Below are 23,668 nucleotides of genomic sequence, written 5' to 3' on the forward strand. Positions count from 1 at the left end.
ATCTGGCTGCGGTGCGTTTTCATGTCGTCAGCAGGGTGTCTCGGCACCGCGCCGGTAGTACCACCACCAGGTCACGGCCAGGCAGGTGACATAGAAAACAACGAATCCGTACAGCGCCATGTCGGGGCTGCCGGTCAACGTAATGGACGAGCCGTAGCTCTTGGGAATGAAGAAACCGCCGTAGGCGCCGATCGCACCGGAGAAGCCGACCACCGCGGCCGATTCGATGCTGGCCTGGTGCGCGGCCGTGGCCTTGCCCTCGGCGTTGTCGTTGGCCGACCAGCGCTCATGCAGGGTGCGGAAGATCACCGGAATCATGCGGAAGGTGGTGCCGTTGCCGATGCCACTGAGCACGAACAGCGCCATGAAGCTGAGCAGGAAGCCATGGAAGTTGCCGCCCTGGCCGTGACTGGGCAGGAAGTGCAGTACGCCGAACACGGCGGCGATCATCAGCGCGAACACCCAGAAAGTCAGGCGTGCGCCGCCCCAGCGGTCGGCCATGCTGCCACCCACCGAGCGCATCAGTGCACCGAGCAGCGGGCCGATGAAGGCGTAGGCCAGCGGGTTCACATCCGGGAACTGGCTCTTCACCAGCATCGGGAAGCCGGCCGAGAAACCGATGTAGGAGCCGAAGGTGCCGATGTACAACCAGCACATCAGCCAGTTGTGCTTGCGGCGGAAGATCACCGCCTGCTCGGAGAACGACGAGCGGGCGCTGGTCAGGTCGTTCATGCCGAACCAGGCCGCGATGGCGCACAGCGCGATGGCCGGCACCCAGATGAAGCCTGCGTTCTGCAGGAACAGTGGTGCCCCACCCTCCACCGTGGGCTGCGGTGCACCACCCAGCGCACCGAACACGCCCACGGTGATGACCAGCGGGATCACCGCCTGCGCCACCGACACGCCCACATTGCCCAGGCCGGCGTTCAGGCCCAGCGCCAGGCCCTGCTTCTGCTTGGGGTAGAAGAAGGAGATGTTGGACATCGATGAGGAGAAGTTCGCGCCACCGAAGCCGCACAGGATTGCGATGGCCACGAACACCCCGTACGGCGTGGCCGGGTTCTGTACCGCAAAGCCGAGCCAGAGCGTCGGCGCCAGCAGCGAGGCCGTGGACAGCGCGGTCCAGCGGCGGCCGCCGAAGATCGGGATCACGAACGAATAGAAGATGCGCAGCGTGGCGCCGGACAGGCTGGGCAGCGCCACCAGCCAAAACAGCTGGTCGGTGCTGAAGTTGAAGCCGATTTTCGGCAGGCTGATCGACACCGCCGAGAACAGCACCCAGACCGAGAAGGCCAGCAGCAGCGAGGGGATCGAGATGACCAGGTTGCGGGTAGCGACCCGCTTGCCGGTGCGCTCCCAATAGCCGGGGTCCTCCGGCGTCCAGTCGCTGATGACGCGACCCGGACGGGCAGTGCTGCGGACAACAGGATCGCTACCGACGGTCATACATGGCTCCAAGGCTGTGGAATGACGTGGGTACTGCGTTTCAAGTTGTGACCCGTCGTCATGCAGCCATTAGGCCGCGCAGCAACAACGATGGGGTTGATCTGGATCAATCAGGGGCCGGTTTCCGCCGTGCCCCTGACAAATGTCAAACCGGTGAAGCGGTGTTGCGGCGGGTCACCCCGCGCTGGCGCACGCTGTCGCGCACGTCCACATCGAACTGCAGCTGAAGCTGGCCGCCATCTTCCAGGGCAATGTCGAATGGCAGCCCATCCCGGCACGGCAGCCGCGCCGCCAAGGCCTCGACTGCCGGGCGCGGCAGTACCAGGCGGCAGAAGGTGCCGCCATCGAGCAGCACCGGTTGATCGCCGCCATGCAGCGACACCGCCATGCCCCAGCCCTCGATGCCGCCAAAGCGGGTCATGTTCTCGACCGATTCACCGGCCAGCAGGCGCGCCAGTTCGGCCTCGTCCAGGCGAAGCCGTACTGATTGATCCTGCAACTGCACTTTCATGACGCAACATCCTCCCATTGTTCGGGGGTATTGCAGTTGACCAGGCAGGCTTCGTCAACGCTTTCCAGCAGCAGCGCGTGCATCTGCAGGCGGCGCTGGAAGGCCTGTACCGAGCGCGGCCCGTCCGCATCATCCAACATCGTGGCCAGCACGCTACGAGTGGCATTGTCCACATTCAACCGCATGGGAAAGGGATGCCCGTCAAAGATCGTGCACGCGCCCCGCCCCTCGGCAGCCAGCCGTTGCAGCAGCCGTGGCGTCAGCAACGGCGTATCCACCGCTACCACCCAGGCCGGGCTGTCGGGCATCTGCTGCATCACGCTGTGCAGTCCACCCAAGGGACCGCAGCGCGCCACCTGATCGGGGATGCCGCCGAAGGCCGGATAGTCACCGCTCACCCAGACCCGTTCTGCGCCGGCCTGCAACAGCAGGCCACGCATGTGTTCCAGCAGGGTGCGCCCCTGCCACGGCAGCAGCGCCTTGTCTCGCCCCATCCGGCTGGACAGGCCGCCGGCCAGCACGATGCCGTTGATGGCTCCATTCATGGTAGAGCCACGCCATGCGTGGCTGCGCCGGTTGGATACGCGGGAACGGCCCCATCCACGCATGGCGTGGATCTACTCAACCCCACGGCCATCCAGACATTCGGTGGTAGAGCCACGCCATGCGTGGCTGCAGCGGACTCAATGGTGGTGGTCGTGCGCATGGTCATGGGCATGTGCGGGTTCGCTGTCCGCGTGGCACAGGCTGCAGCCCTCGCTCCACTCGCTGTCGCCGTCCTCGTAATGCTCCTGCTTCCAGATCGGGCACTGGTGCTTGACCACCTCGATCAACTGCCGGCATGCGCGGAACGCCTCGTCACGGTGCGGGCTGCCCGCCGCCACCACCACCGCCACATCACCAATGCCCAACCGGCCCTTGGCATGGGCCACATACAGCTTCAGCTTCGGACCGAACGCCGCCTCGACCTCGGCGGCCAGGCGCTTGAACTCGTTCAACACCAGCGGCTCGAACAGGTCGTAGGTGATCCCGGTCACCGGCCGACCGATGTTGACGTCACGCACCTTGCCGATGAATACGTCGATGCCACCGAAGCCCGGATCGGAGACGGCAGCGATGCCCTCGGCCGGATCGATCGCCGCCTGCGCGCGGTCCACCACCTTCGCGATGATCTTTTCGCTCATCGCTCAACCCCCGCTTACCGGCGGCAGGATCGCCACACGACCATCGTCGGGCAGCGCCTCGTGGTCACGCAGCACGCGCTGCTGGTCGGCAAACGCCGAATAATCCAGCAGGCCCGCGCGGAAACCCGGCCAACGCACCGGCAGCAACTCGCGCAGCGCCTGGCGCAGATCGGCCACGGTGCCACCGGCCACATCCACGGCGATCTCGCGGCTGGCATCCAGATCGGAAAACGCGCCGAACAACTGCAGATTCACTTGTTTCATCATGACTCCTGGCTCGCCAGCTGCACCGGGTCATGGTGACCCCAGCCCTGTACCCGCACCGGCGTGCCAGCGGTGGCCAAGTCGCCCTCGGCCTCCAGCACCACCCAGGCGTTGGCCTGCAGCATGGACATCAAACGGAACGATTCCTGCCCGGACAGCACGCGCGCACTCAGGCGCCCCTGCGCGTCCACTTCCACCCGCGCACGCGCGTGGAAGCGCAGGCCCGGCGGCTTGCGCACGTCGGCCTGCAGCGGCAGCTGCAACACGGTTTCCGGTGCCAACCCCAGCAGGCGGCGCAGCACCGGCTCCACGAAGAAGCGCTGGCCCACGGCGGCCGACACCGGGTTGCCGGGCAGACCGAAATACAGCGCGCCATTGGGCAGCACCGCAAACAGCAGCGGCTTGCCCGGGCGGATCGCCACCTTGTGGAACACGATGCGCGCACCACGGCCGCGCAGCGCATCGGGAACGAAATCGTAGCGGCCGGCCGACACCGCGCCGGTACTGATCAGCAGCTGCGCGCCGGCAGCCAGCGCTTCATCCAGCACCGCATTGAACGCGGCCACGTCATCACCCACCGTGCCCTGCCAGACCACCTCGGCACCGGCGGCCTGCAGGCGGCCCACCAGATACGGCCGGTTGCTGTCACGGATCTGGCCGGATTCCAGCGTCTGCGCCGCCTCGGTCACCAGCTCCTTGCCGGTGGCGATCACCGCCGCCTTCGGCCGTGCCACCACCGCCACCTGGCCCACGCCGATGGCGTGCAGCAGGGTGCGTGCATTGATATCCAGCACCTGCCCGGCCTGCAGCACACGCTCGCCGTCGCTCACATCCTGGCCGCGCAGGCGTACGTTCTGGCCCGGCTTCACCGTGCTCTTCAGAGCAATGCGGGTCGGGCGGCCGTCCTCGCTGGTAAGGATCTCCACGTTCTCCACCGGTACCACCGTATCCAGCCCAACCGGCATGCGCGCACCGGTCATGATTTCCCAGGCACCCTCGCCGCCCTCGGTACCGGCATCGCCGGCCGCCTGCCAGCCCTGTACCGCGAATTCGGTACCGGCTTCGAACGTCGCGCCGTTGGCGCGCAGCGCGAAACCGTCCATCGCAGAATTGTCGAACGGCGGCAGCGACTGCCCACTGATGATGTCACTGGCCAGAGTGCGGCCGCCGGCCTCATGCAGCGGCAGGCGCTCGGCCGGCAGCGGCGTGGCCGCATCCAGCAGGTGCTGCAGGGCTTCGCTGTAGGCAATCATCAGTGGCCACCACCGTCGACCATCGCCAGGGCGTGGCCCAGTACCGGCGCCAGGATGTCCAGGCACTGCGCTGCTGCCTTCGGGCTCCCCGGCAATGCAAACACCAGCATGTTGCCCAGCTGCACCACCTCGGCGCGGCTCAGCCAGGCCATCGGCGTGTGCTGCGCGCTCAGTGCCCGCACCATCTGCGCCAGGCCATGCACCGGCCGCGCCTTCAAGGAACGCAGCGCCTCCGGGGTCTGGTCACGCGGGCCCAGCCCGGTACCGCCGGTGCACAGGCACAGGCGCACGCCATCGGCCGCCAGTGCCTGCAGGCGGCCCGCCAACGGCTCGATGCCGTCGGGCAAAATCTCGGCGGCCACGACCTCACCGCCCAGCTTTTTCAGGCCGCTCACCAGGGTCGGGCCAGACACATCGTCATAGGTGCCCTCGCTGGCGCGATCGCTCAGCGTGATCACCGCGCAGGCCGCGCCCTCCAGGCCCTTCGGCGCACGCGGCTTGAAGCGCGCGCGCTCGGCATCGTCCATGCCGTCGGGGTGCAGCCACACGCCGCGCTTGCCGCCTTCCTTGAACAGCAGGCGGATGCCTTCAATGCGCAGCGCGGGTTCCACCGGCTTGCTCAGGTCGTACAGGGTCAGCAGCGCCGCGTTGACGCCGGCCAGTGCCTCCATCTCCACGCCGGTGCGCGCCTCGCTGGCACACTCGCACCACACGCGGATCGCCTGCCGTTCCGGCACCGGCGCGCAGAACACCTGCACCAACTCCAGCGGCAACGGATGGCACAACGGCATCAGCATCGAGGCCATCTTGGCGCCCTGCAGGCCGGCAATCTCGGCCATCACCAGCGCATCGCCCTTGGGCAGGCGGCGCTCGACGATCAGCGGATAGGCCACCGGACCGGCATGCAGCTCGCCCACCGCCACCGCACGGCGGCGGGTGATGCGCTTGTCGCGGACATCGGCCATATGGAAGGCCGCATTCAATTCCCCACTCATCGTGTTGCTCATCCTCCAATGGAGGCCAGGTGCGGGGTCAGCCCGGTCTGGCCCTGGTGCAGCCCATGCCCGGCCGCTTTCAGGCCAAGCTGTGTGGTAATGCGTGCCAGCAGCGCGTCGTGGTCATCGTCGCTCTGCAGCAGCGGGCGCAGCGGCACGCCGAACTCGCCGAACAGGCACAGCCGCAGGTCACCCTTGGCGGTCACCCGCAGGCGGTTGCAGCCCTTGCAGAAGTCACGCGAATACGGGGCGATGATGCCGATGCTGCCGCGATGGTCTGGGTGGCCGAACTCGCGCGCCGGGCCGGCATCGGCCGCACGCGGACGCTCGTGCCAGCCAGCGGCCAGCAGCTGTTCGATCACCACGTCGGCGCGCAGGTGGTGGCGCTGGAAATAGGCTTCGTTGTCGCCGGTGCGCATCAGTTCGATGAAGCGCACGCTGAAAGGACGGTCGCGCAGGTAGTCCATCCACTGCGGCAGCTCGTCGTCGTTCAGGCCGCGCAGCAGCACCGCGTTGAGCTTGATCGCCGGCAGGCCCAACGCCTGCGCCAGGGCCAGGCCCTGTTCGATCTCCGGCAGGCGGTCATGCCCGGTGATGGTCCTGAAGCGTTCGCGCCGCAGGCTGTCCATGCTCACGTTCAGCGCAGTCAGGCCGGCCCGGTGCCAGCCCGGCAGGCGACGCGGCAGCAGCGTGCCATTGGTGGTGATGGCCACCTTGCGGATGCCCGGCACCGCCGCCACGGTGGCGATGATCTGGTCCAGGTCCTTGCGCAGGCTGGGCTCGCCGCCGGTCAGGCGGATCTTGCTCATGCCCAGCGCGGCGAACGCACGCACCAGGCGGGCGATCTCATCCACCTGCAGGAAGCGCGGGCGGCCATCGGCCTGGTAACCGTCGGGCAGGCAGTAGCTGCAACGGAAGTTGCAGGCTTCGGTCAACGACAGGCGCAGGTATGGAAAGCTGCGTCCAAAACCGTCGGTGAGTTGGCTCATGGCTGGTCCACCTTGTTGCTCCACCGTCTTGCCTGCGCCCGGAACGGCCCGGAAACCCTCGTCTGCTGGAACGATTGCCAGAGTACGCGGCCGTCAGTTCCATGGGCATGACTTAAATCAATCGCCTTCGGCCCCGCGCGGCAGGCGTTGTGGCAGCATGCGGCTTTCCGTGCAGTAGGCGTGTGACAACCCTCATGATGATGAACGATTTCCAGCAGCTGCTGCACGCCGCAGGCCAGCAGGCTGAACCGCAACGTTTGCTGTTCGTATTCGTGCGCGCCGAGCTGCCCGAATCGCCCACCAGCGACCAGCGCGACCGGCATGACCGCCGCGAGGGCGGCACCCTGTCGCCGGTGCTGTGCGTGGACAAGCTGCCGGCCGAGGTACCCAGCTTCCAGGCGCTGGCGGCCGAGTCGACCACCACCGGCATCGACTGGGACCTGGTCTTCGTGGCGGCGCTGGACGGCCGCGCCGGTTTCGCCCCCAACAGTGACGAAGCCGCGCGCCCACTGAAGCTGATGGTCAACGCCATCCATGATGGTCAGATCGGCCGCTTCGCCGCCTTCGACCGTGGCGGCGAGCCCGTTCAGTTCTATTGAGCCACCAGCTGCAGGGTCAGGAAGAAGATCACCAGCACGGTGTTCAGCCCCCAGGCGACGGTCAGCCCACGCGCCGCTACGCCCAGGTTGGGGTTGTGCGCGGTGGGCGCCGCCCGCCACACCGCCGGGATGATCCAGCCGGTATAGAGCAGCAGCACGGCAAATACCCCCAGCAGCAGCGTGGTGCGCTGGTTGGCCAGGGCCCAGAGGGCTACCGCCCACAGAATGTTGCTGGGAATCACGCCCTGCAGCCAGAACACACTCCAGAGGCGCGAACGGCCTTGGGTGGCGGGGGTTGGGTGCAGCGAAGCGGTCGCGGTCATAAGTCCCCTTCTGGTTAGGAAACGTGCCGGACCAGCCTGCGCTTGGTGGCTGGGAACGTCAACCCGAGTCGCACGTCACGCTTTGGCGCTGCTGGGGCCCCGCCAGGCTCGACTCAGCCCCTCGTGGAGCCTGTCGCCATCGCCCCTCCCCGCCTGAAACTGGCGTGCCTGGCATTGGGCTCGCAGGCGGTGGTGCGCTTGCAGCTGGACGGCTGACCGCAGCCCGAAGACATGGCTTGGCGGAGCGGAAAATCCGCTCCGTCTTGTCCTCCCCGGCACCCTTCTTCTGCCGCTGTGCATTCCAGCGCCATGGCTACTTGTTGACGTGAGCAGCCACGCCTAATATCCACGCGTATTGACAATGCCAGTACGCCCCCAAGGCGCACCGCCGATGGACACGGAGACCGGCGGTCAAGGCCCCGGCACAGGACGTACCCGCCCTCAAGGAAGAACCATGGCCCGTTCGTTGAAGATTTTCCTTATCGCCATCCTGCTTGCGGGCGCGGCTGTATTCCTCTGGAACTACACCACACTGCAACAGCAGGCCCATGATGTGCGTACGACGGATTCACGTAATGCAGGCATCGAGGTGTTCACGCACTATGGCTACTTCGTCAATCCGAAAGTGCTCGTGTTCGACCTCCGTGCACTGTCCGGCGACAACAGTCCGATGGATGTGACCCGGACACTGCTGCAGTTTGCCGAACGACAGAAGCACCGCAGGTTCGACCGGGTAATCCTGGCGTACAGGGGCACTGCAAAGTTCGAGCTGAAGGGGGACTATTTTCATACCCTTGGAAACGACTACGAGCGCCAGAACCCTGTCTATACGCTGCGCACGCTGCCGGAGAATGTCTACCAGCTGGATGGCGCGCCGGCTTTCGGAACCTGGACAGGCGGACTGCTGGGCGTGGTCGGCAAACAGATGGAAGACCTGAATGAACTGCACAAGCAGTGGTATCTGGCGGAGTACGCATCCGGTGGCTGATGCAAGGTTCATCCTTCCGCTCCTCTGCCTGATCGCCTGCCTGCCCGCCCATGCCACGCAGAACGCCCCCGCCGACGTCAAGGCCATCGAACAGGTGGTCGAATCCTTCCGCACCTCGCTGATCAACAAGGACAAGCCGACCTACATGGGTCTGTTCTTCTCGGACAAACCGGAAGACACCGGCTGGCAGTATGTTTCCGAGGATGTGCGCCTGCAGGACATCCGCAAGGCCAAGCCCGATGCGATCAAGGCACGGCAGATTCCCGCCAACAACTTCATCGCGCTGATCGACGGGGCTGTTGCCTCGCCGAAACCGAAGGAGGAGACATTCTCCAACACGAAGATCGAAACGGATGGCGATGTGGCCTCGGTGTCGTTTGACTACAGCTTCCACGACGATGAAGTGAAGACCAACTGGGGGAAGGAAATGTGGCAGCTGATCCGCACCGAACAGGGCTGGAAGATCTTCTCGGTGATCTATTCGATCCGCGATTCACGCAGCCCGGCCGAATGAGTGATCTGTCAGACTGGTGCCCACCGTTCGTCCATGCCAGCCAGACCCGATGACCCGGATTGCCGACCTCAGCGCCGACCAGCTCGCCCACCACGCGCTCAACATCTTCATCGCCCAGGGCCGCCATGTGGAAGGCGCCAGCGTGATCTACCGTGCGCTGCAACTGGACCCGCATCATCCCGCTGCACTGCGCTGCCTGAGCGATTTCCTGGCCCACCAGGGCACCGAGCCGTTCGCAGCGGCCACGCTGGAGCACGCGCTGTCCGGCGCCGTTCCACTGAATGACGATGCGCGCCGGAAGCTGGATGACCTGCGCTTCCTCGACATCTGGTCCTGGGGATTCTCCCGGCACGTCTCCGGCGAAACCAATCTCAGCGGCGAAGCCTTCCAGCAGCGCGAGGACTTCATCTTCGATGGCCCGGCCTATGCGGCCTTCCTCAACACGGTCACCGAGCCGGCCGGTTCGCTGCAGGGTGCCTTCCAGGCGGCCGTCCGCATCTGCGGGCTGATGTCCGGACTGCTGCGCCATGCGGAGAAGGACAATCCGGCATTCGATGATGTGCTGCGATTCTCCGCCTTCGTCGAGACCGAGGCGTACCCGGCATGGCTGGCCTCGCCGACCGACGATCTGGATGCCCTCGACCAGGCCATCCAGGCGCAGCGCCAGGCCGGCTGAAGGAAAATCCAACGGGCGTCCGACGCTTTCCCGACGCCCGCCTGCACATCCTGTCGTGAGATCACTTCATGGCAGGACCGGCATGCAGCCCCCCTCCCCCAAGGACAGCGGCAAGTACCCGCATGGCAAGACCGGCCTTCGCCGCATCTTCTACACGCTGATCCATTCGCGCGACGGCTTCATCGCCACCTTCCGTGGCGAAGCCGCCTTCCGGCAGCTGTTGCTGCTGCATGCGCTGCTGATCGCCACCGCGTTCCTGCTGGACATCAGCCAGGTCGAACGCGCCGTGGTGCTGGCGGTCTGCTTCATCAGCCTGCTGGTGGAGCTGCTGAACTCGGCCATCGAAGCGGTGGTCGACCGCATCTCGCTTGACCACCACCCACTGTCCAAGAACGCCAAGGACATGGGCAGCGCGGCCCAGACCACCGCACTGCTGATGGTCGGCACGGTGTGGGGCGTGATCCTGCTGGGTTAGCTCGCGCCCAACTCACCAGGCATGGCCCGGCGCCACAACGCCGCAGCCGCTAGCGCCAATGCGAGATGGCGAGCTTGGTCAACATGGTTGCGGCGATGGCCCAACCGAAGCTCAGCATGGTACCGATGATCACATATTCGGTGTGTGCCCGCGCCTGCCGGTCGGCGAAGCGCAGCACCGATTTGGCGGCCAGCATCAACCCCACGCCCTCCGGCTGGCCCAGCAGCAGGAACATGAAGATCAAGCCTCTTTCCAGCCGCCCGATATAGCGCCCTGCGGTCTGCATGCCCTTGTGATCGTCGCCCTGCACGGCTGCGGTCGTAGGCGCCGATTCGGCGCTTCCCATATTGAGTCCTGCCGTGAACGGCGCAAGCAGCTTCTCCACCAGGACGCCGCCGACGTTGACCACCAGGATCAAGCCGCTCGCGATCGACATGCCCTGATACATCAACAGTTGGACCTGGGTCGGGATCATCCCGTACCAGCCATTGCGGGCAACGTGAGGGAACATCAACGCGATCAACACGATGAAGGCGATATGCACCAACTGGTCAATGAGGAATGCGTGCACGCCATCGGGGAGCCAATGCACCTTGATCCAGTCCATCACCGCATGGCTGAAACCGATGATGAGATAGACCCATGGGTTGATTGAACCGGTCAGCGCGGCGATGACGAGCAGCACCACTGCTACGTGCAGCAGCAGGCCATGCAGTTCCTGCTTGCGCGCGATCATCTTCGTGGTCTGAAGCACGAAATCGGCGACAAGGTGAGCGGTCAACAGTACGAGCAGCGTTTCAAGCATGTCCTTTCTGCCTGTGAGTCCTTCCTGTGGCTCGCGTCGCGATAGCCAAGTCGCCGCGAAAAGCAACGAAATTTAGTTGCTTAAGCCAAAGCAACGCTATTTAGTTGCTTTTCCAGAACCGTGAACGCTCCCGTACGGCTGCATCAGTGCACGTTCAGCCGCGGTGATCAGCGCCAGCAAGGCAAAGACGCCAGCATCGTGATAGACCCGGTTCACCGATTGTCGGTGCCGGTTCAACGCATTGGCAGCTTCCAACTGCGAGGGGGCATCGGGGATCAGAAACAACGACGCCACCTCAGCCTGACTGCGTGTCCAGCGCGCGACAATAACATCACAGGCAGACACCACTGCCGGTAACCAGTACAGATCCTCCCGTTGTACTGGCAGGGCTACGTCCATGTCCTGCGTGCGCCCCATGGATTCAAGCAACCGACCGGACAGCACGAATGCCTCACCCAGCGAACGCGACACCGCCTTCCGGTCCAATGCCTCTACCGTACCCAGTCCAATCGCGATCCGCGTGCGCGCCCGCGACTCCGACGCGGCAAGCTTGGCCTTGATCCAGGTCGCCAACCTCAGGAAACCCTGCGGCTGGGTGACCGCCAGCTGCCAGGCGTCGCCCCGGTAGAACTCGGGGCCGACAATGCCCGGCAAAGGCCACTCCATGGCCTGGGCCACGGCAACGGAAATCACTTCACGGACGTCATCAATGGTGGCCGCGTCCATCTCCGTGGACTTGACCAGGTCGCCGGTAAGCACGGCAATCAGATCAGACGATGTATCGGGCATGTTCATACCTTGGGCTGCACAGGCTGTACCTCACAGGACATCTGCGGCTGGGCAGCGCCGGCCACATCTGTGCCGGGCCCGCTCAACGCCATTCTACCGTCGTAGCGGTTGATCACCGCCTGCAGCCTGCCCGCGCCAGCGATCGAAGGAAAATCCAGCCGATACAGGTTCGCCTCCACCTCCAGCCTGCCCGCGCGCGCGCTCGGACGGTTGACCCAGACCACCGATGCCTGGCCGGAGTCCAGGATCAACACCATCGGCGCCTGGGGCGTGGCGCTTGTGCTGCTGCAGGACAGCTGGATCACCCGCGGCGGCGTCAGATCGAGCGCCGACAGCTTGCATCCACCGAGTGCGGTCGTCGCTACCAGGACTGACACGAGTGACGGCCGGAGCAGAATCTTGATCGTGGTCATCGCCCGATCGTAACCCGACAATCGATCCTATGACCCGGCGCATCGTGCAGGAACCTGCCGGGTCCGCTTGCACACCCACGTGCCTTACTTCGTCAGGGCGAAATCCAGGCCTGCGCACACCGCCGCCACCTGCGCATCATTGCATTCCTGCGGGTTGGTACGCGGGCTGTCCGGGTAGACCTCGGTGGTGGTGGCAAAGCGCGCGTCGGTGAAGCCGGCGCAGGCGCCGATCGAACGCGACTCACCCCAGACCACGCCCGGCGACTGCAGCGGCAGGCCGACCAGGTTGCCTTCGGCGTCTGCCGGGGCGATGTGGGTGATGGGCGCCACTGCGGCGATCAGGGCCTTCTGGAACTCGGCCTGCGGATCTTCGCTGTTGCCGATCACGTAGAAGCCATCCGGAATGGTGTCGCGCTCGAACGGCTTGCCGTCGCGGGCGCAGCGCGCCGGATCGAACTCGTGCAGGTCGCTGTCGGTGGTCTCGTGCAGGTCCAGGTGCACCAGCAGGTTCGGCTTGCGCTCGGCCACCCAGCGCATCAGCGCGGCGGCTTCCTCGATCTGGCCGCCGTCACGGAAGCTGCGGTTCGGGTCGATGGCATCCGGGTTCCAGCGCTGGATGCGCTCGTAGCCCCACGGGCTGACGCACGGCGCCACGATCAGGTTCAGCCGGCCCAGGTAACGCTCGGCCTGCTGTTCCAGGAACTGCAGCGCGCCGTGCACGCCGCTGGTCTCGTAGCCATGCACGCCACCGGTGATCAACGCGGTCGGCAGCGCCGGGTTCCAGTCGTGGTTGACCACGGCGAACAGCGGGTAATGGTCAGGTGCATAGTCCAGCTGACCGTACTGGATCACATCGAAGCTGTCGTCCAGGCGTTCAAGGGCGGCCACCACGTCGTCGTGGTAGCTGCGCTGGCGCTGCTGGCGGGCCCGCCACTGTGCGCGTTCCGCGTCGCCCCAGGGCTGTCCGGGGGTGCCGATCGGGTAGAACTGCGCAACAGTCATTGGGTACTCCAAGGGTCGAACGGGATGGGTGCAGCCGGTCATTCTAAGCCTTGTCGCGCCTGCGGGTCCCCTCCCCCGGCCCCGCCTTCATCCAGGCCGGGTCATCTGGTTGTAAAATCAACGGTTTTTGGCCCCTCACCCCTTGATGGCGAACGCAGCGCAGCCGGTCCTGGGTGGACCGGAATTCCTCCGCCTGCTCGCCCGTCTCAGCGACGGCGCGATGCCGGCCAGCAGTCCCGCCCTGACCGATCGCCTCGGCCAATGGGTGGACTGGAGCCGTGCCGTGGCCCTGTCCGGGGCGCTCGGCGGACGCCTGCCCGAGCCGGGTGAGGCCACCGAAGCGGCCGGGGATGTGCTGGACGACTGCGCCCAGGCCCATGCCAGCCTGCTGGCCTCGATCAGCGAGGATGCCGAGGCCGAGCGCCTGCTGGACCTGGCCGAAGCCGCCGCCGCACCCAACTTCGCCTCGCTGCGCCAGCGCTACCGGGTACTGCAGCAGGCCATCCAGACCGCCACCGGGCGCCTGCGCGGCCGCCTGCGCGACCAGCTGGTGCAGGTTTCACCCGAGCTGGCACGGCTGGCCGAGGTCGATGCGGTGATGGAACAGACCCTCACCCCGCGCGAGCACAGCCTGCTGGCCACTGCGCCGGCGGTGCTCGGCGCCCGTTTTGAACGCGTGCACGGCCAGCCCGGCTGGCGCGCGGCCTTCCGCCATGACATGCGCACCCTGCTGCTTGCCGAGCTGCAGCTGCGCTTCCACCCGATCGAAGGGCTGCAAGACGCCCTGCGCTCCCACTGACCGGAACACCATGTCCAGAACTGCTTTCCATGTCGTTGTTTTCCTTGTCGGCCTGCTGGCCGTGTGCTGGATCGGCATTGGCTACGTTTCGGTGCATCCGCTGGGTGCAGCGGTGGCGGCAATCATCGCGGCCTGCTACATCGCCGGCGGCGTGGAGCTGTACCGCTACCGCCAGGCCAGCAACGGCCTGCGCAGCGCACTGAGTGACCTGTCCAGCGCGAAGGAGAGCCTTGCCCCCTGGCTGGAGCGCGTGCCGATGGGCCTGCGCAACGCCGTGCGCCTGCGCGTGGAAGGCGAGCGCACCGCCCTGCCCGCGCCGGTACTGACCCCGTACCTGGTTGGCCTGTTGGTGCTGCTGGGCATGCTCGGCACCCTGCTGGGCATGATGGACACCCTGCGCGGCACCGGCCTGGCCCTGCAGAGCGCGACCGACATGGCCGCCATCCGCGGCTCACTGGCGTCGCCGGTCCAGGGTCTGGCGGTTGCATTCGGCACCTCGATCGCCGGTGTGGCGAGCTCGGCCATGCTCGGCCTGCTGGCAGCGCTGCTGCGCCGTGACCGCCTGCAGGCCGTGCAGCAGCTGGACCGTGCCATTGCCGGCGACCTGCACCCGTACTCGCAGGCCTGGCAGCGCGCCGAATCGCTGCGCCTGCTGCAGGCACAATCCGCCGCGCTGCCGGCGCTGGTCGACCGCCTGCAGGCGATGACCAGGACCTTTGAACAGCACAGTGCGGCCGCCAATGAGCGCCTGCTGGCCGGCCAGGCCGAGTTCCTGACCCAGAGCCAGGCGCTGCAGGAACGCCTGGCCGTCTCGCTGCAGCAGTCGCTACGCGAAGGTGCCGAGGCCAGCGCCGCCGCCATCGGTGGCGCGCTGCAGCCGATGGCCGAGACCACGCTGGCCGGACTGGCCCACCATGGTGAGGCGCTGCATGCCCGTGTCGAACAGGCGGTTCAGCAGCAGTTGTCTGGCCTGAGCGAAGGCTTCGAGCGCAGCCGCGCCGCCACCGAAGCCAGCTGGGCCAAGGCGTTGAGTGAACAGAGCCAGACACAGCAGGCACTGGTGAGTGATCTGCGTCAGCACCTGCAGGCCTTCAGCGATGGCCAGGGCACGCAGGCGGAAGCACTGGTCGCGCGCATCGGCGAGCGCCTGCAGGCCGATGCCAGCGGCAATGCCGAGGCCTGGCGCGCCGCCGCCGAACAGCAGCAGGCATTGAATACCGCGCTGGTCGAACGCCAGCAGCAGGCATTGCTGGCCACCAGCGAGCATCTGGACGCGCGTGCGCAGGCGCTGCTGCAGGCACTGGAACAGCATCACAGCGCCAGCCAGGCGCTGCTGCAGGATCATGAAGAGCAGCGCTCGCAGCAGTGGCAGGCCGCTCAAGCCGCCGCCGCGACCGCGCACGCCGAACTGCAGGCCCGCCTGGACAGCCGCGAGCAGCAGCGCCAGGCACGCTGGGATGCGGTCAGCGCCGAACTGCAGCAGGCCCACGCCGCGCTGCAGGCCCAGCTGCAGGCCGGCGACGAACAGCGCCTGCAGCGCTGGAGCGATGCCCTGCAGCATGTTTCCACCGATCTGGCCGAGCGCCTGCAGGCCAACGGTGAACGCCTGGCCGCGCAGCAGCAGCAGGTCTGCGACACGCTGGCGGCCACCGCACAGCAGATCGGCGAAAACGGTCGCGCCCAGGCCAGCGCCACGCTGGCGGAAGTGTCCACCCTGCTGCAGACCGCGGCCGCTGCACCGAAGGCTGCCGCCGATGTCATCAACGAGCTGCGCAGTACGCTCTCCGAGAGCCTGGTGCGCGACAACGCGATGCTGGAAGAACGCGGCCGGCTGCTGGCCACCGTACAGACCCTGCTCGATGCGATCAACCATGCCTCGCACGAACAGCGCACCGCCGTGGACGCACTGGTAGGTGGTTCGGCCGAGCTGCTGGAACGCGTCGGCAACCGCTTCACCGACCATATCGCCGCCGAGACCGGCAAGCTGGATGGCATTGCCGCAGCGCTCAGCGGCAGCGCGGGCGACGTTGGCCAGTTGGCCGGCGCCTTCGGTGAGGCGGTCGCGCAGTTCGGCAGCGCCTCCACCGAGCTGTCCGGCCGCCTGGAACAGATCGGCGGCGCACTGGATGCCTCGTTGTCCCGCAGCGACGAGCAGCTGGCCTACTACGTGGCGCAGGCACGCGAGGTGGTCGACCTCAGCCTGCTGTCGCAGAAGCAGGTGATGGAAGAACTGCAGCAGCTGGCCACGCGCCGCGGCAAGGCCGGCAGCGCATGAGCGACGAGCTGGAGGTCGACGGCGGTTCGCACGCCCCGATCTGGGCCGCCTTCGGCGACCTGATGTCGGTGCTGCTGGGTGCGTTCGTGCTGATACTGGTCGGTGTGGTTGCCGTGCAGCTGGAACTGTCGCAGCGGCTGGACCAGGAAGTGAAGCAGCGCCAGGCCGAAGCCAAGCGACTGCAGACGCTGGAACAGGCGCTGGCCGGCCCGCTCGCCGCCGGTCGCGTGACGCTGGTGGATGGCCGCATCGGCATCAGTGGCAGCGTGCTGTTCGCACTGAACTCGGACCAGCTGCAGCCGGAAGGCCAGGAGCTGCTGCGCAGCCTGGCCGCGCCGCTGGCCGCCTACCTGGGCACGCGCGAAGAGATCCTGATGGTCAGCGGCTTCACCGATGACGCGCCGGTACGCGAAGGCAACCGGCGTTTCGCCGACAACTGGGAGCTGTCGGCGCAGCGGTCGCTGACCGTGACCCGCACCCTGATCGCCGACGGCGTACCGGCCGACGCCGTATTCGCCGCTGCCTTCGGTAGCGAACAACCGGTCAGCTCCAATGCCAGCGAAGATGGCCGCGCGCGCAACCGTCGCGTGGAAATTGCGCCGATTCCCAAGCCCAAGGCCGCGGATGCCAAGTAAGCCGCCCGCACTGGATGGCCTGCGCGCACTGGTGCGCGATCTCGATGCGGGATCGCGTTCGCTGCCGCATTACCCGCAGGTACCGATGCTGCAGCAGGTGCAGCGCGAGTGGTCGGAACTGCGCAGCGAACTGCAGGTGCGCCGCTCGCTGCGCACCGAGGCCCCGGCCGATGGCGGTCCGCTGAATTCGGCGGTGCTGGTGCAACGCATGCTGGACACAATGCAATCGACCAGCCCCGGTTACCTGCGCCACTTCATCGACTACGTGGACACCCTGTCCTGGCTGCAGGCGCTGCAGGATGGCGCCGCCAGCGCCGCCGACACCGCGAAGCCCAAGCGCACGCGCAAGTCCCGCACTGCGGGATAGGCGTCTGGTAGAGGCCAACCTTGGTTGGCGCCAACCACCCGCCGATTTGCATGCCATGACACGAATGCCGCGGTAGAGCTGAGCCATGCTCGGCTAATGGGCGAGGCGCCAAACAATTGCACACCTTTGATGCCCGTCTCGAGTCTTCGTGACGCAACCGGATTGAACGTGCGCCAAGCCTCCTCGCGAACGCATGCCTGTAGGAACGAGTCGAGTCCATGAAAAAACTCAACTCGATTTGCACCCGGCAGCAATGTCCAGCTCGTCCACACCCAACTCGCCAAGTACGAAGTCCATCGCCTCAGGCAGGGTATCGAATGACCTTCGGATGTACCGCCTGTAGAGATCTGTAGCATCCTCATACCCCTCGAGGTATTCATCAAGGCCGACGTACACGGCCCCGCCGTGAAGCTTTATGAAGAACTCTCTCTTGTAGGTCTCATCACCCTCAGCAAATTCGCGGTCCAGCCAGAGGCGCTTGCGCTGCGCCAAGTGCCTTTTCACTGTCTCTAGTTGATATCGCATACCCCCCCTCCAAACCGCCCGCAACTGTGCATTCATTTACCAGCCACATTCAAACATGCACGAAATTCCTATCCAAGCGTGACATTCATGAGTGCGCGACTGGCACAGGACTGCGGATTGAAGCGCTGCAGATAGCAGTCTGGATCGGCACCGCATGTATCCCGCTGGCCGTACAGTCGCCGATGCTTGGCGATGGCTGCAGCGATTACCGGGTCAATTGCGCCAGCTTCCGAGCGGCAATGGCCATTGATGACCACAATGCGTCGATTGACGCCAACTGTGCCAACCAAGATTGGCATCTACCAGATGCAAAGCGACGCTTGGCATTGACGCCGGATGAGCAATGACCCCACTGTCTGCGTGCCTTCATTGAACACGAGTTCCCACCCAGCAGATGCAGACTTCACTGGACGCCAGGCTTCTCAAGCTCCGCGGGACGCTCAACCACGCCGAGTTTTTCCTTGGCCCTTCACTCGAACGATCCAGCATCGAAGCACTCCAGGACCTGGCCCGTTCTACGCTGGGCACCGCCCTGCCGGAGCCCTATCTGGACTTCCTTTCACGCCACGATGGACTGATGGCAGAGGGAGTGTCTCTCTACTCGAGCATTCCACGCTCCTGCCCTGATGGTGGGTCATCCCCTGCTTTGGTGGATATGAACGTCCTGGCGCGAGACCTGGACTTCATGGACGCCTATGTAGAGCTCGGGGAGAGCGATATGGATTGCTATGTTTTCGCATCCGGGACCGGCAGGTATCAGATCCGCGACAGAGTTGCATTCGATAACGTCTATGAGGAATTCGAGTCCTTCGACGGGCTTCTCTCCCACATACTCGATCTGATCGAACAACACGGCTGACCGCAACCTGGGCTGGAGGCAATCGAAGCCCGTACCGCGGCTGAGTCCCCCTATAGAGCCGAGCCCACGCTCGGCTCCATCCAAATGCAGCCGAGCATGGGCTCGGCTCTACAGTTCATCACTAAACGTCAGATGACAATGTCACCAGACAGTCATCTATGTAGCGCACCATTTTCACGTTGACCACGCGGCGCCTGCAGCGCCACCGGTCGCATCCGTCGTCTCCCCTCCCGAACTCCATGAGCTCCCCAAACCGGCGGTGGCTCGTGCCTGCCTGAGTGTCCGTAACATGACGAAGACTTTGTTGGCCGCCGCGCTGTCCATCGCGCTTGCTCCCGCGGCCTGGGCGCAGGACGCTGCCCCGACCTCCAGCACCGCCTCCGCAACCGACCTGGACGCCGTCTCGGTGATCGGCAGCGGTGAAGCGCGCCAGGTGCAGCGCATCACCCGCGAGAACCTCGACATCCTGCCGCCGGGTACCAGCCTGCAGAAGACCCTGAACCTGCTGCCGGGCGTCAACGCGCAGTCGGCCGATGCACTGGGCACCAATGAGCAGTCGATGACGCTCAGCCTGCGTGGCTTCAACTCCACCCGCCTCGGCTACACGCTGGACGGCGTGCCGCTGGGCGACGGTGCGTACAACAACTACAACGGCCTGACCATCAACCGTGCGCTGATCAGCGAGAACATGGCCGGCGCCGAACTGGCGGTGGGCATCGGCAGCCTCGGTACGCCATCCACCAGCAACCTCGGCGGCACCATTTCCTATACCTCCGACCGCCCGGCCCAGGAACTCGGCGGCCGCGTGGTGCAGACCTTCGGCAGCGATGCCAACCGCCGCACCTTCGTGCGCGTGGACAGCGGGGAGTACAACGGCTTCTCCGGCTACGTTTCCGGCATGAATGCCGTCTCCGATCTGTGGAATGACCAGACCGCCTACAACAAGTCCACCACCAAGCAGTTCAATGCCAAGGGCGTGTGGAACTTCGGCCGCGGCCAGATCACCGGCTTCGTCGATACCTCGCGCACCACCCAGGCCGACTACTTCTACCTGTCCAAGGACGAGATGTCGCGCGGGCTGGGTTGGGACTGGGGCGGCTATGCGCCGGACTGGAACAAGGCGGTGGCCAAGGCCTACTGCAATACCGCCAGCCTCAACGCGAAGAAGTGCGACAGCAGCGGCCCGGACAAGGACGCCGATGGCGCCTTCACCGCCGGCCAGATCCTGCGCGACGATAACCTGTACTACCTGGCCGGCGACTTCTTCCTGGCCGATGGCTTCAGCCTGCGTGCCCTGGCCTACCACCACGACGACCGCAGCGAAGGCCACAACTGGAACAGCGGCGCGTACTCGCACAAGGGTACTGCGCAGGAAATCCCGATCATCTTCCGCAACACCATCTACACCATCGACCGCGATGGCGGCACGCTGTCGTTCGACTGGGAGCTGGGCGCGCACCGCATCGAAGGCGGCGTCTGGTACGAGCGCAATACCAGCAGCGCCGAGCGCTACCAGACCGCCGTGGACGGCCCGCGTGACCTGAGTGGCATGAACACCCTGCCCTCCGATGTCGGCGTGTTCGCCCAGCGCACGCGCTGGAAGACCCATCAGTTCTTCCTGAAGGACACCTGGCGCCTGCTCGATGACCGCCTGACCCTGGAGTTCGGCGCCAAGAGCCCGCACGCCACCTCCGATGCACAAGCACTGCCGGGCGATGCGAAGACGCCGATCTCGCCGACCTCCAACAACCAGTTCGCCACCGGCTCGCTGAAGGCCAGCAAGAATTTCCTGCCCAGCATCGGCGCCAACTTCCGCCTGGCCGAGCACCACGAGATCTTCGCCAGCTATGCCGAGAACATCGCCATGTTCCAGGGCGGCTTCAAGCTCGGTCCGCAGGCGGTCAGCCAGGCCACCTGGAACGCTCAGGGCAACCTGAAGCCGGAGGAGTCACGCTCGCTGGAAGCCGGCTACCGCTTCGTCACCGATACCCTGCAGGCCTCGATCGCGGCCTACAGCGTGCGCTTCGACAACCGCCTGCTGCAGTACAACCCCTGTGACTCGCGCCAACCGGTCGGCCCGACCTGCGGCAACCGCTTCTACAACGTTGGCGGCGTCGACAGCCGTGGTGCCGAGCTCACCGTGCTGTGGACCCCGAACGAGCACTTCAGCTGGTACACCTCGGCGTCGCTGAACCGTTCGACCTACGCCTCCAACTACGTGCAGGCCGGTGTCGAGCAGCAGATCAAGGGCAAGATCCAGACCGACACGCCCAAGCAGCTGCTGGCCACCGAGATCACCTGGCGCGACAACGGCTGGTTCGCCAGCCTGCGTGGCAAGTACACCGGCGAGCGCTTCTACACCTACACCAACGACCAGGGCTTCGGCGGCTTCACCGTATTCGACCTGGCCGGCGGCTACGACTTCGGCCAGCTCGGCTTCGCCAAGGGCATGCGCCTGTCGTTCAACGTGACCAACCTGACCAACAAGCGCTACGCCAGCAACCTGGATTCGAGCGTGTTCGCGCCCAGCGACCCGGCCGGCAAGCTGTACGTGTTCCATGCCTCGGCACCGCGCCAGGTGTTCGGTACGATCGACCTTCGCTTCTGATCTTCCGCCCGGAGTCCACTGATGCTCACGACCGCCCTGCTGCTGGCCACCCTCTCCGCCAGCGGATACTCCGCTCCGCATGAGGCAACGGGTGCACCACCGCGCACCCTGCAGCTGGGCGGTCGTACCTATGTGGACAAGGGCCTGGTCACCGCCGGGCGGCTGCCGGCGGGCACGGTGGACTTCCTCGGCGACACGCTGGGCTCGTTCTCGTCGCTGGCAGTACAGCCTGGCACCTGGAAGCGCACCGCCAGCGGCTACGAAGGCGTGCTGTGGACCCTGCCCGACCGCGGTCGTAATGATCCCGAGGCCGGCCTGTTCTACGACTACGCCGGTCGCGTGGAGCGCATGCAGCTGCGCATCGACGTTGCCCCGGGCAAGCCTGCGCTTGGCACGCTGAGCATGGTGCCCGACAAGGGCGTGGTACTTAAGGATTTCAACGGCCAGCCGTTCACCGGCGCCGACCCGGGTGAGCACACGATCACCCAGCGCGATGTGGTGCTGCCCTCACCGGCCAGCGGCGCAGGCGCGGGCAAGGTCTCGCTGGATGCGGAGTCGCTGCAGTTCACCGCCGATGGCCACTTCTACATCGGCGATGAGTACACCGCCAACCTCTACTACTTCGATGCACAGGGCCAGCTGCAGGGCGTGATCATGGCGCCGCCGGCGATCCGTCCGCAGCGCGATGGCAAGCCCGCCTTCGGTTCGCTGGCGGCGCCGCAGACTGGGCGCCGCAACAACCAGGGCGTGGAAGGCATGGGCCTGTCCCCCGACGGTACCCGCCTGTTCGTGGCCCTTCAGAGCGCGACGCTGCAGGACAGCGCAAAAGGCAACGCGGCCGGGCGCATCAACACCCGCGTGCTGGTCTACGACGTGACGGCCTCGCCGACGCCGCAGCAACCGATCGGCCATTACGTGATGGCCCTGCCCGCCTATGCACACGACGGCAAGGGCAAGCTGGACCGTACCGCCGCGCAGAGCGAGCTGCGTGCACTGGATGCCCACCGCTTCCTGCTGCTGGCCCGCGATGGCAACGGTCTGGGCAAGGACGGCGATGACCCGATCGTCTACAAGTCGGTGCTGCTGGTGGATGTGGCCGATGCCAGCAACCTGGCAGGAAGCAACTATGAGTCCGGTACGGCCTCGGTGCTGGCCGACCCGGCGGGCACCGTGTTGAAGGACGGCATCGTGCCCGCACGCAGCGACGAACTGCTGAACCTGCTCGACCGCCCCCAGCTGGCGCGTGCCGGCCTTGACCTGAACACCAAGCGCGGCCCGCATGCCGGGCTGCTCTCGGAAAAGTGGGAAGCCATGGACGTACTGCCAGCGCTGGACCCGCAGCATCCGAACGACGTGCTGTTGCTGATCGGCAACGACAACGACTTCATCGCCCGCCACTGCCGCATGCAGGGCCAATCCTGCGACAGCCCGTACGACAACGACAACCGCGTTCTGGTCTACCGCCTGACGCTGCCCTGACCGCAACGGGTATTGCCGCAACCGTCTCGCTCGAAAGCCTGGTAGTGCCGGCCGCTGGCCGGCATCACGCCCATATCGACCACGCATGCGGGTACTCGCCAATCAGCTGGACAATACCGGCGCGTACCGGGTTCCCCAGGATGTACAGCGCCTGCTCAGCCCTCACCGCAACCGGTAGTGCCGGCCGCTGGCCGGCATCACGTCCAGGCCGACCACGCATGCGCGTACTCGCCAATCAGCTGGACAATACCGGCGCGTACCGGATTCCCCAGGATGTACAGCGCCTGCCGCGCCAGCGACTCCTCGGCCCTCACGGCGTGGTCGAAGTAGCCAGGCTGCCACACCGTACTTCGACGACCCGCCAGGCGATTCAGGGCAAGCGCGCTCGACGACTTCATTCGGCGCGCAATGCCTGAAAGGTGAGCTGCACGCAGCTCGAACATCCAGTGGACGTGATCCGGCATGACGACCCACGCGAGTGACTGTACGAGCCCGCGCTGTTCGATGTAATGAAGCTGGTCGATTACACATGCCACTGCAGCTTCGCTTTCAAAGAGCCGGCCGCGCTGATGTGTGGTCGTTGTCAGAACGTAGACCTGGCCGATGATCGAGTGACGGCCCAGGCGGAGGCGATGGCTGCTCATGCCCCATGGTGGAGCGATCATTGCGCGTTGAACGTCAGGCCATGCCTCGATGGAAGTTCGGAGATGTCTGAAGTTGAATGAGGTTGCCGGCCAGCGGCCGGCACTACCGGAGACTATGGGTTGCCGGCCAGCGGCCGGCACTACCGGAGACTATGGGTTGCCGGCCAGCGGCCGGCACTACCGGAGACTATGGGCTGCCGGCCAGCGGCCGGCACTACCGGGGCCATGGGTTGCCGGCCGGTATCGACAGG

General features: G+C 65.8%; 27 protein-coding genes. 12 read left to right on the forward strand and 15 right to left on the reverse strand.

Features of this window, described 5'->3' with window-relative positions:
* Positions 1-27: 27 nt before the first annotated feature.
* The 8 genes from ACZK5G_RS12415 to moaA form a co-directional block, all read right to left on the reverse strand.
* Complete coding sequence (locus ACZK5G_RS12415) at positions 28-1,446, reverse strand: NarK family nitrate/nitrite MFS transporter (protein WP_478463528.1); 1,419 nt, start codon at positions 1,444-1,446, stop codon at positions 28-30.
* Between the two features lie 145 nt (positions 1,447-1,591).
* Complete coding sequence (locus ACZK5G_RS12420) at positions 1,592-1,957, reverse strand: hypothetical protein (RefSeq protein ID WP_012511276.1); 366 nt, start codon at positions 1,955-1,957, stop codon at positions 1,592-1,594.
* The gene (gene mobA / locus ACZK5G_RS12425; RefSeq protein WP_478463530.1) at positions 1,954-2,502 is read right to left on the reverse strand and encodes a molybdenum cofactor guanylyltransferase; all 549 of its coding nucleotides are present in this window, start codon (positions 2,500-2,502) and stop codon (positions 1,954-1,956) included. Before mobA ends, ACZK5G_RS12420 begins: the two co-directional genes overlap by 4 nt.
* A gap of 138 nt (positions 2,503-2,640) precedes the next feature.
* Complete coding sequence (locus tag ACZK5G_RS12430; protein WP_478463532.1) at positions 2,641-3,141, reverse strand: molybdenum cofactor biosynthesis protein MoaE; 501 nt, start codon at positions 3,139-3,141, stop codon at positions 2,641-2,643.
* A gap of 3 nt (positions 3,142-3,144) precedes the next feature.
* A complete protein-coding gene (locus ACZK5G_RS12435) occupies positions 3,145-3,405 on the reverse strand; it encodes a MoaD/ThiS family protein (protein WP_017354494.1) in 261 nt (86 codons plus the stop codon).
* Positions 3,405-4,658, reverse strand: a complete 1,254-nt coding sequence (locus tag ACZK5G_RS12440; protein WP_478463533.1) for a molybdopterin molybdotransferase MoeA — start codon at positions 4,656-4,658, stop codon at positions 3,405-3,407. Before ACZK5G_RS12440 ends, ACZK5G_RS12435 begins: the two co-directional genes overlap by 1 nt.
* Positions 4,658-5,653 carry a bifunctional molybdenum cofactor biosynthesis protein MoaC/MoaB gene (moaCB, locus tag ACZK5G_RS12445; protein ID WP_478463535.1) on the reverse strand — a complete coding sequence of 332 codons (996 nt, stop codon included), beginning with the start codon at positions 5,651-5,653 and terminating at the stop codon, positions 4,658-4,660. Before moaCB ends, ACZK5G_RS12440 begins: the two co-directional genes overlap by 1 nt.
* A gap of 8 nt (positions 5,654-5,661) precedes the next feature.
* Entirely contained in the window at positions 5,662-6,642 is a 981-nt protein-coding gene (gene moaA / locus ACZK5G_RS12450) for a GTP 3',8-cyclase MoaA (RefSeq protein WP_478463537.1), read from the reverse strand.
* A 194-nt stretch (positions 6,643-6,836) separates the two neighbouring features.
* On the opposite strand from moaA, the gene ACZK5G_RS12455 reads away from it, so the two are divergent.
* The gene (locus ACZK5G_RS12455) at positions 6,837-7,241 is read left to right on the forward strand and encodes a ribonucleotide reductase subunit alpha (RefSeq protein WP_100472849.1); all 405 of its coding nucleotides are present in this window, start codon (positions 6,837-6,839) and stop codon (positions 7,239-7,241) included.
* On the opposite strand, the gene ACZK5G_RS12460 is transcribed toward ACZK5G_RS12455, so the two are convergent.
* Positions 7,235-7,564 (reverse strand): hypothetical protein, encoded by a 330-nt coding sequence (locus tag ACZK5G_RS12460; protein WP_049462757.1) that lies wholly within the window; start codon positions 7,562-7,564, stop codon positions 7,235-7,237. The two genes, ACZK5G_RS12455 and ACZK5G_RS12460, sit on opposite strands and share 7 nt — an antisense overlap.
* Before the next feature lie 454 nt (positions 7,565-8,018).
* Here ACZK5G_RS12460 and ACZK5G_RS12465 point away from each other — a divergent pair, with 454 nt between their 5' ends.
* The 4 genes from ACZK5G_RS12465 (at position 8,019) to ACZK5G_RS12480 (ending at position 10,217) form a co-directional block, all read left to right on the forward strand.
* On the forward strand, positions 8,019-8,552 hold the full coding sequence (locus ACZK5G_RS12465; RefSeq protein WP_423162229.1) for a hypothetical protein: 534 nt from the start codon (positions 8,019-8,021) through the stop codon (positions 8,550-8,552).
* Positions 8,503-9,066: a Cif family virulence factor gene (locus ACZK5G_RS12470; RefSeq protein ID WP_478463539.1), complete on the forward strand. Its 564-nt coding sequence runs from the start codon at positions 8,503-8,505 to the stop codon at positions 9,064-9,066. The genes ACZK5G_RS12465 and ACZK5G_RS12470 overlap by 50 nt, the downstream gene beginning before the upstream one ends.
* Before the next feature lie 49 nt (positions 9,067-9,115).
* Positions 9,116-9,742, forward strand: coding sequence for a hypothetical protein (locus ACZK5G_RS12475; protein WP_478463541.1), 627 nt, complete (start codon positions 9,116-9,118; stop codon positions 9,740-9,742).
* 82 nt (positions 9,743-9,824) lie between these two features.
* Complete coding sequence (locus ACZK5G_RS12480) at positions 9,825-10,217, forward strand: diacylglycerol kinase (protein ID WP_032129972.1); 393 nt, start codon at positions 9,825-9,827, stop codon at positions 10,215-10,217.
* A gap of 49 nt (positions 10,218-10,266) precedes the next feature.
* Here ACZK5G_RS12480 and ACZK5G_RS12485 read toward each other — a convergent pair whose 3' ends face one another.
* The 4 genes from ACZK5G_RS12485 to ACZK5G_RS12500 all read right to left on the reverse strand — a co-directional run bounded on the left by ACZK5G_RS12485 (position 10,267) and on the right by ACZK5G_RS12500 (position 13,226).
* A complete protein-coding gene (locus ACZK5G_RS12485; RefSeq protein WP_478463542.1) occupies positions 10,267-11,022 on the reverse strand; it encodes a DUF3307 domain-containing protein in 756 nt (251 codons plus the stop codon).
* Between the two features lie 96 nt (positions 11,023-11,118).
* On the reverse strand, positions 11,119-11,817 hold the full coding sequence (locus ACZK5G_RS12490) for a hypothetical protein (RefSeq protein ID WP_478463543.1): 699 nt from the start codon (positions 11,815-11,817) through the stop codon (positions 11,119-11,121).
* Positions 11,814-12,224 (reverse strand): hypothetical protein, encoded by a 411-nt coding sequence (locus ACZK5G_RS12495; protein WP_478463545.1) that lies wholly within the window; start codon positions 12,222-12,224, stop codon positions 11,814-11,816. The genes ACZK5G_RS12490 and ACZK5G_RS12495 overlap by 4 nt, the downstream gene beginning before the upstream one ends.
* Before the next feature lie 84 nt (positions 12,225-12,308).
* On the reverse strand, positions 12,309-13,226 hold the full coding sequence (locus ACZK5G_RS12500) for a M14 family metallopeptidase (RefSeq protein WP_032129976.1): 918 nt from the start codon (positions 13,224-13,226) through the stop codon (positions 12,309-12,311).
* Positions 13,227-13,371: 145 nt separating this feature from the next.
* Between ACZK5G_RS12500 and ACZK5G_RS12505 the strand changes: the two genes are divergently transcribed.
* From ACZK5G_RS12505 to ACZK5G_RS12520, 4 genes are read left to right on the forward strand one after another with little or no spacing between them, the layout of a single operon-like run.
* Positions 13,372-14,025 carry a DUF3348 family protein gene (locus ACZK5G_RS12505; protein ID WP_049401300.1) on the forward strand — a complete coding sequence of 218 codons (654 nt, stop codon included), beginning with the start codon at positions 13,372-13,374 and terminating at the stop codon, positions 14,023-14,025.
* A 10-nt stretch (positions 14,026-14,035) separates the two neighbouring features.
* Positions 14,036-16,300: a DUF802 domain-containing protein gene (locus ACZK5G_RS12510; RefSeq protein WP_478463546.1), complete on the forward strand. Its 2,265-nt coding sequence runs from the start codon at positions 14,036-14,038 to the stop codon at positions 16,298-16,300.
* Entirely contained in the window at positions 16,297-16,935 is a 639-nt protein-coding gene (locus ACZK5G_RS12515) for an OmpA family protein (protein ID WP_046986176.1), read from the forward strand. Before ACZK5G_RS12510 ends, ACZK5G_RS12515 begins: the two co-directional genes overlap by 4 nt.
* On the forward strand, positions 16,865-17,302 hold the full coding sequence (locus ACZK5G_RS12520) for a DUF2894 domain-containing protein (RefSeq protein ID WP_478463548.1): 438 nt from the start codon (positions 16,865-16,867) through the stop codon (positions 17,300-17,302). The genes ACZK5G_RS12515 and ACZK5G_RS12520 overlap by 71 nt, the downstream gene beginning before the upstream one ends.
* Before the next feature lie 228 nt (positions 17,303-17,530).
* Here ACZK5G_RS12520 and ACZK5G_RS12525 read toward each other — a convergent pair whose 3' ends face one another.
* Positions 17,531-17,863 carry a hypothetical protein gene (locus tag ACZK5G_RS12525; protein WP_478463550.1) on the reverse strand — a complete coding sequence of 111 codons (333 nt, stop codon included), beginning with the start codon at positions 17,861-17,863 and terminating at the stop codon, positions 17,531-17,533.
* Between the two features lie 358 nt (positions 17,864-18,221).
* Here ACZK5G_RS12525 and ACZK5G_RS12530 point away from each other — a divergent pair, with 358 nt between their 5' ends.
* From ACZK5G_RS12530 to ACZK5G_RS12540, 3 genes are all read left to right on the forward strand, one after another.
* On the forward strand, positions 18,222-18,686 hold the full coding sequence (locus ACZK5G_RS12530) for a YrhA family protein (protein WP_478463552.1): 465 nt from the start codon (positions 18,222-18,224) through the stop codon (positions 18,684-18,686).
* 289 nt (positions 18,687-18,975) lie between these two features.
* Positions 18,976-21,294, forward strand: coding sequence for a TonB-dependent receptor (locus ACZK5G_RS12535; protein ID WP_478463554.1), 2,319 nt, complete (start codon positions 18,976-18,978; stop codon positions 21,292-21,294).
* A gap of 21 nt (positions 21,295-21,315) precedes the next feature.
* Entirely contained in the window at positions 21,316-22,773 is a 1,458-nt protein-coding gene (locus ACZK5G_RS12540) for an esterase-like activity of phytase family protein (RefSeq protein ID WP_478463555.1), read from the forward strand.
* A 197-nt stretch (positions 22,774-22,970) separates the two neighbouring features.
* Here the strand turns inward: ACZK5G_RS12540 and ACZK5G_RS12545 are convergent, their stop codons facing one another.
* The gene (locus ACZK5G_RS12545) at positions 22,971-23,417 is read right to left on the reverse strand and encodes an REP-associated tyrosine transposase (protein ID WP_478463557.1); all 447 of its coding nucleotides are present in this window, start codon (positions 23,415-23,417) and stop codon (positions 22,971-22,973) included.
* Positions 23,418-23,668 lie beyond the last annotated feature (251 nt).

The organism is Stenotrophomonas sp. 62841_Sma, assembly GCF_056482945.1.

Bases quoted from the DNA above. Each gene is read 5' to 3' on its own strand.
- ACZK5G_RS12415 (WP_478463528.1), bottom strand. From the start codon at position 1,446: ATGACCGTCGGTAGCGATCCTGTTGTCCGCAGCACTGCCCGTCCGGGT.
- ACZK5G_RS12430 (WP_478463532.1), bottom strand. From the start codon at position 3,141: ATGAGCGAAAAGATCATCGCGAAGGTGGTGGACCGCGCGCAGGCGGCG.
- ACZK5G_RS12520 (WP_478463548.1), top strand. From the start codon at position 16,865: ATGGCCGCGCGCGCAACCGTCGCGTGGAAATTGCGCCGATTCCCAAGC.
- moaA (WP_478463537.1), bottom strand. From the start codon at position 6,642: ATGAGCCAACTCACCGACGGTTTTGGACGCAGCTTTCCATACCTGCGC.
- ACZK5G_RS12490 (WP_478463543.1), bottom strand. From the start codon at position 11,817: ATGAACATGCCCGATACATCGTCTGATCTGATTGCCGTGCTTACCGGC.
- ACZK5G_RS12435 (WP_017354494.1), bottom strand. From the start codon at position 3,405: ATGAAACAAGTGAATCTGCAGTTGTTCGGCGCGTTTTCCGATCTGGAT.
- ACZK5G_RS12465 (WP_423162229.1), top strand. From the start codon at position 8,019: ATGGCCCGTTCGTTGAAGATTTTCCTTATCGCCATCCTGCTTGCGGGC.
- ACZK5G_RS12485 (WP_478463542.1), bottom strand. From the start codon at position 11,022: ATGCTTGAAACGCTGCTCGTACTGTTGACCGCTCACCTTGTCGCCGAT.
- ACZK5G_RS12420 (WP_012511276.1), bottom strand. From the start codon at position 1,957: ATGAAAGTGCAGTTGCAGGATCAATCAGTACGGCTTCGCCTGGACGAG.
- ACZK5G_RS12510 (WP_478463546.1), top strand. From the start codon at position 14,036: ATGTCCAGAACTGCTTTCCATGTCGTTGTTTTCCTTGTCGGCCTGCTG.
- ACZK5G_RS12475 (WP_478463541.1), top strand. From the start codon at position 9,116: ATGACCCGGATTGCCGACCTCAGCGCCGACCAGCTCGCCCACCACGCG.
- ACZK5G_RS12525 (WP_478463550.1), bottom strand. From the start codon at position 17,863: ATGAATGCACAGTTGCGGGCGGTTTGGAGGGGGGGTATGCGATATCAA.
- ACZK5G_RS12460 (WP_049462757.1), bottom strand. From the start codon at position 7,564: ATGACCGCGACCGCTTCGCTGCACCCAACCCCCGCCACCCAAGGCCGT.
- ACZK5G_RS12530 (WP_478463552.1), top strand. From the start codon at position 18,222: ATGCAGACTTCACTGGACGCCAGGCTTCTCAAGCTCCGCGGGACGCTC.
- ACZK5G_RS12495 (WP_478463545.1), bottom strand. From the start codon at position 12,224: ATGACCACGATCAAGATTCTGCTCCGGCCGTCACTCGTGTCAGTCCTG.
- ACZK5G_RS12540 (WP_478463555.1), top strand. From the start codon at position 21,316: ATGCTCACGACCGCCCTGCTGCTGGCCACCCTCTCCGCCAGCGGATAC.
- ACZK5G_RS12535 (WP_478463554.1), top strand. From the start codon at position 18,976: ATGACGAAGACTTTGTTGGCCGCCGCGCTGTCCATCGCGCTTGCTCCC.
- ACZK5G_RS12500 (WP_032129976.1), bottom strand. From the start codon at position 13,226: ATGACTGTTGCGCAGTTCTACCCGATCGGCACCCCCGGACAGCCCTGG.
- ACZK5G_RS12515 (WP_046986176.1), top strand. From the start codon at position 16,297: ATGAGCGACGAGCTGGAGGTCGACGGCGGTTCGCACGCCCCGATCTGG.
- ACZK5G_RS12440 (WP_478463533.1), bottom strand. From the start codon at position 4,658: ATGATTGCCTACAGCGAAGCCCTGCAGCACCTGCTGGATGCGGCCACG.
- ACZK5G_RS12545 (WP_478463557.1), bottom strand. From the start codon at position 23,417: ATGAGCAGCCATCGCCTCCGCCTGGGCCGTCACTCGATCATCGGCCAG.
- ACZK5G_RS12480 (WP_032129972.1), top strand. From the start codon at position 9,825: ATGCAGCCCCCCTCCCCCAAGGACAGCGGCAAGTACCCGCATGGCAAG.
- ACZK5G_RS12470 (WP_478463539.1), top strand. From the start codon at position 8,503: ATGAACTGCACAAGCAGTGGTATCTGGCGGAGTACGCATCCGGTGGCT.
- mobA (WP_478463530.1), bottom strand. From the start codon at position 2,502: ATGAATGGAGCCATCAACGGCATCGTGCTGGCCGGCGGCCTGTCCAGC.
- moaCB (WP_478463535.1), bottom strand. From the start codon at position 5,653: ATGAGTGGGGAATTGAATGCGGCCTTCCATATGGCCGATGTCCGCGAC.
- ACZK5G_RS12455 (WP_100472849.1), top strand. From the start codon at position 6,837: ATGATGATGAACGATTTCCAGCAGCTGCTGCACGCCGCAGGCCAGCAG.
- ACZK5G_RS12505 (WP_049401300.1), top strand. From the start codon at position 13,372: ATGGCGAACGCAGCGCAGCCGGTCCTGGGTGGACCGGAATTCCTCCGC.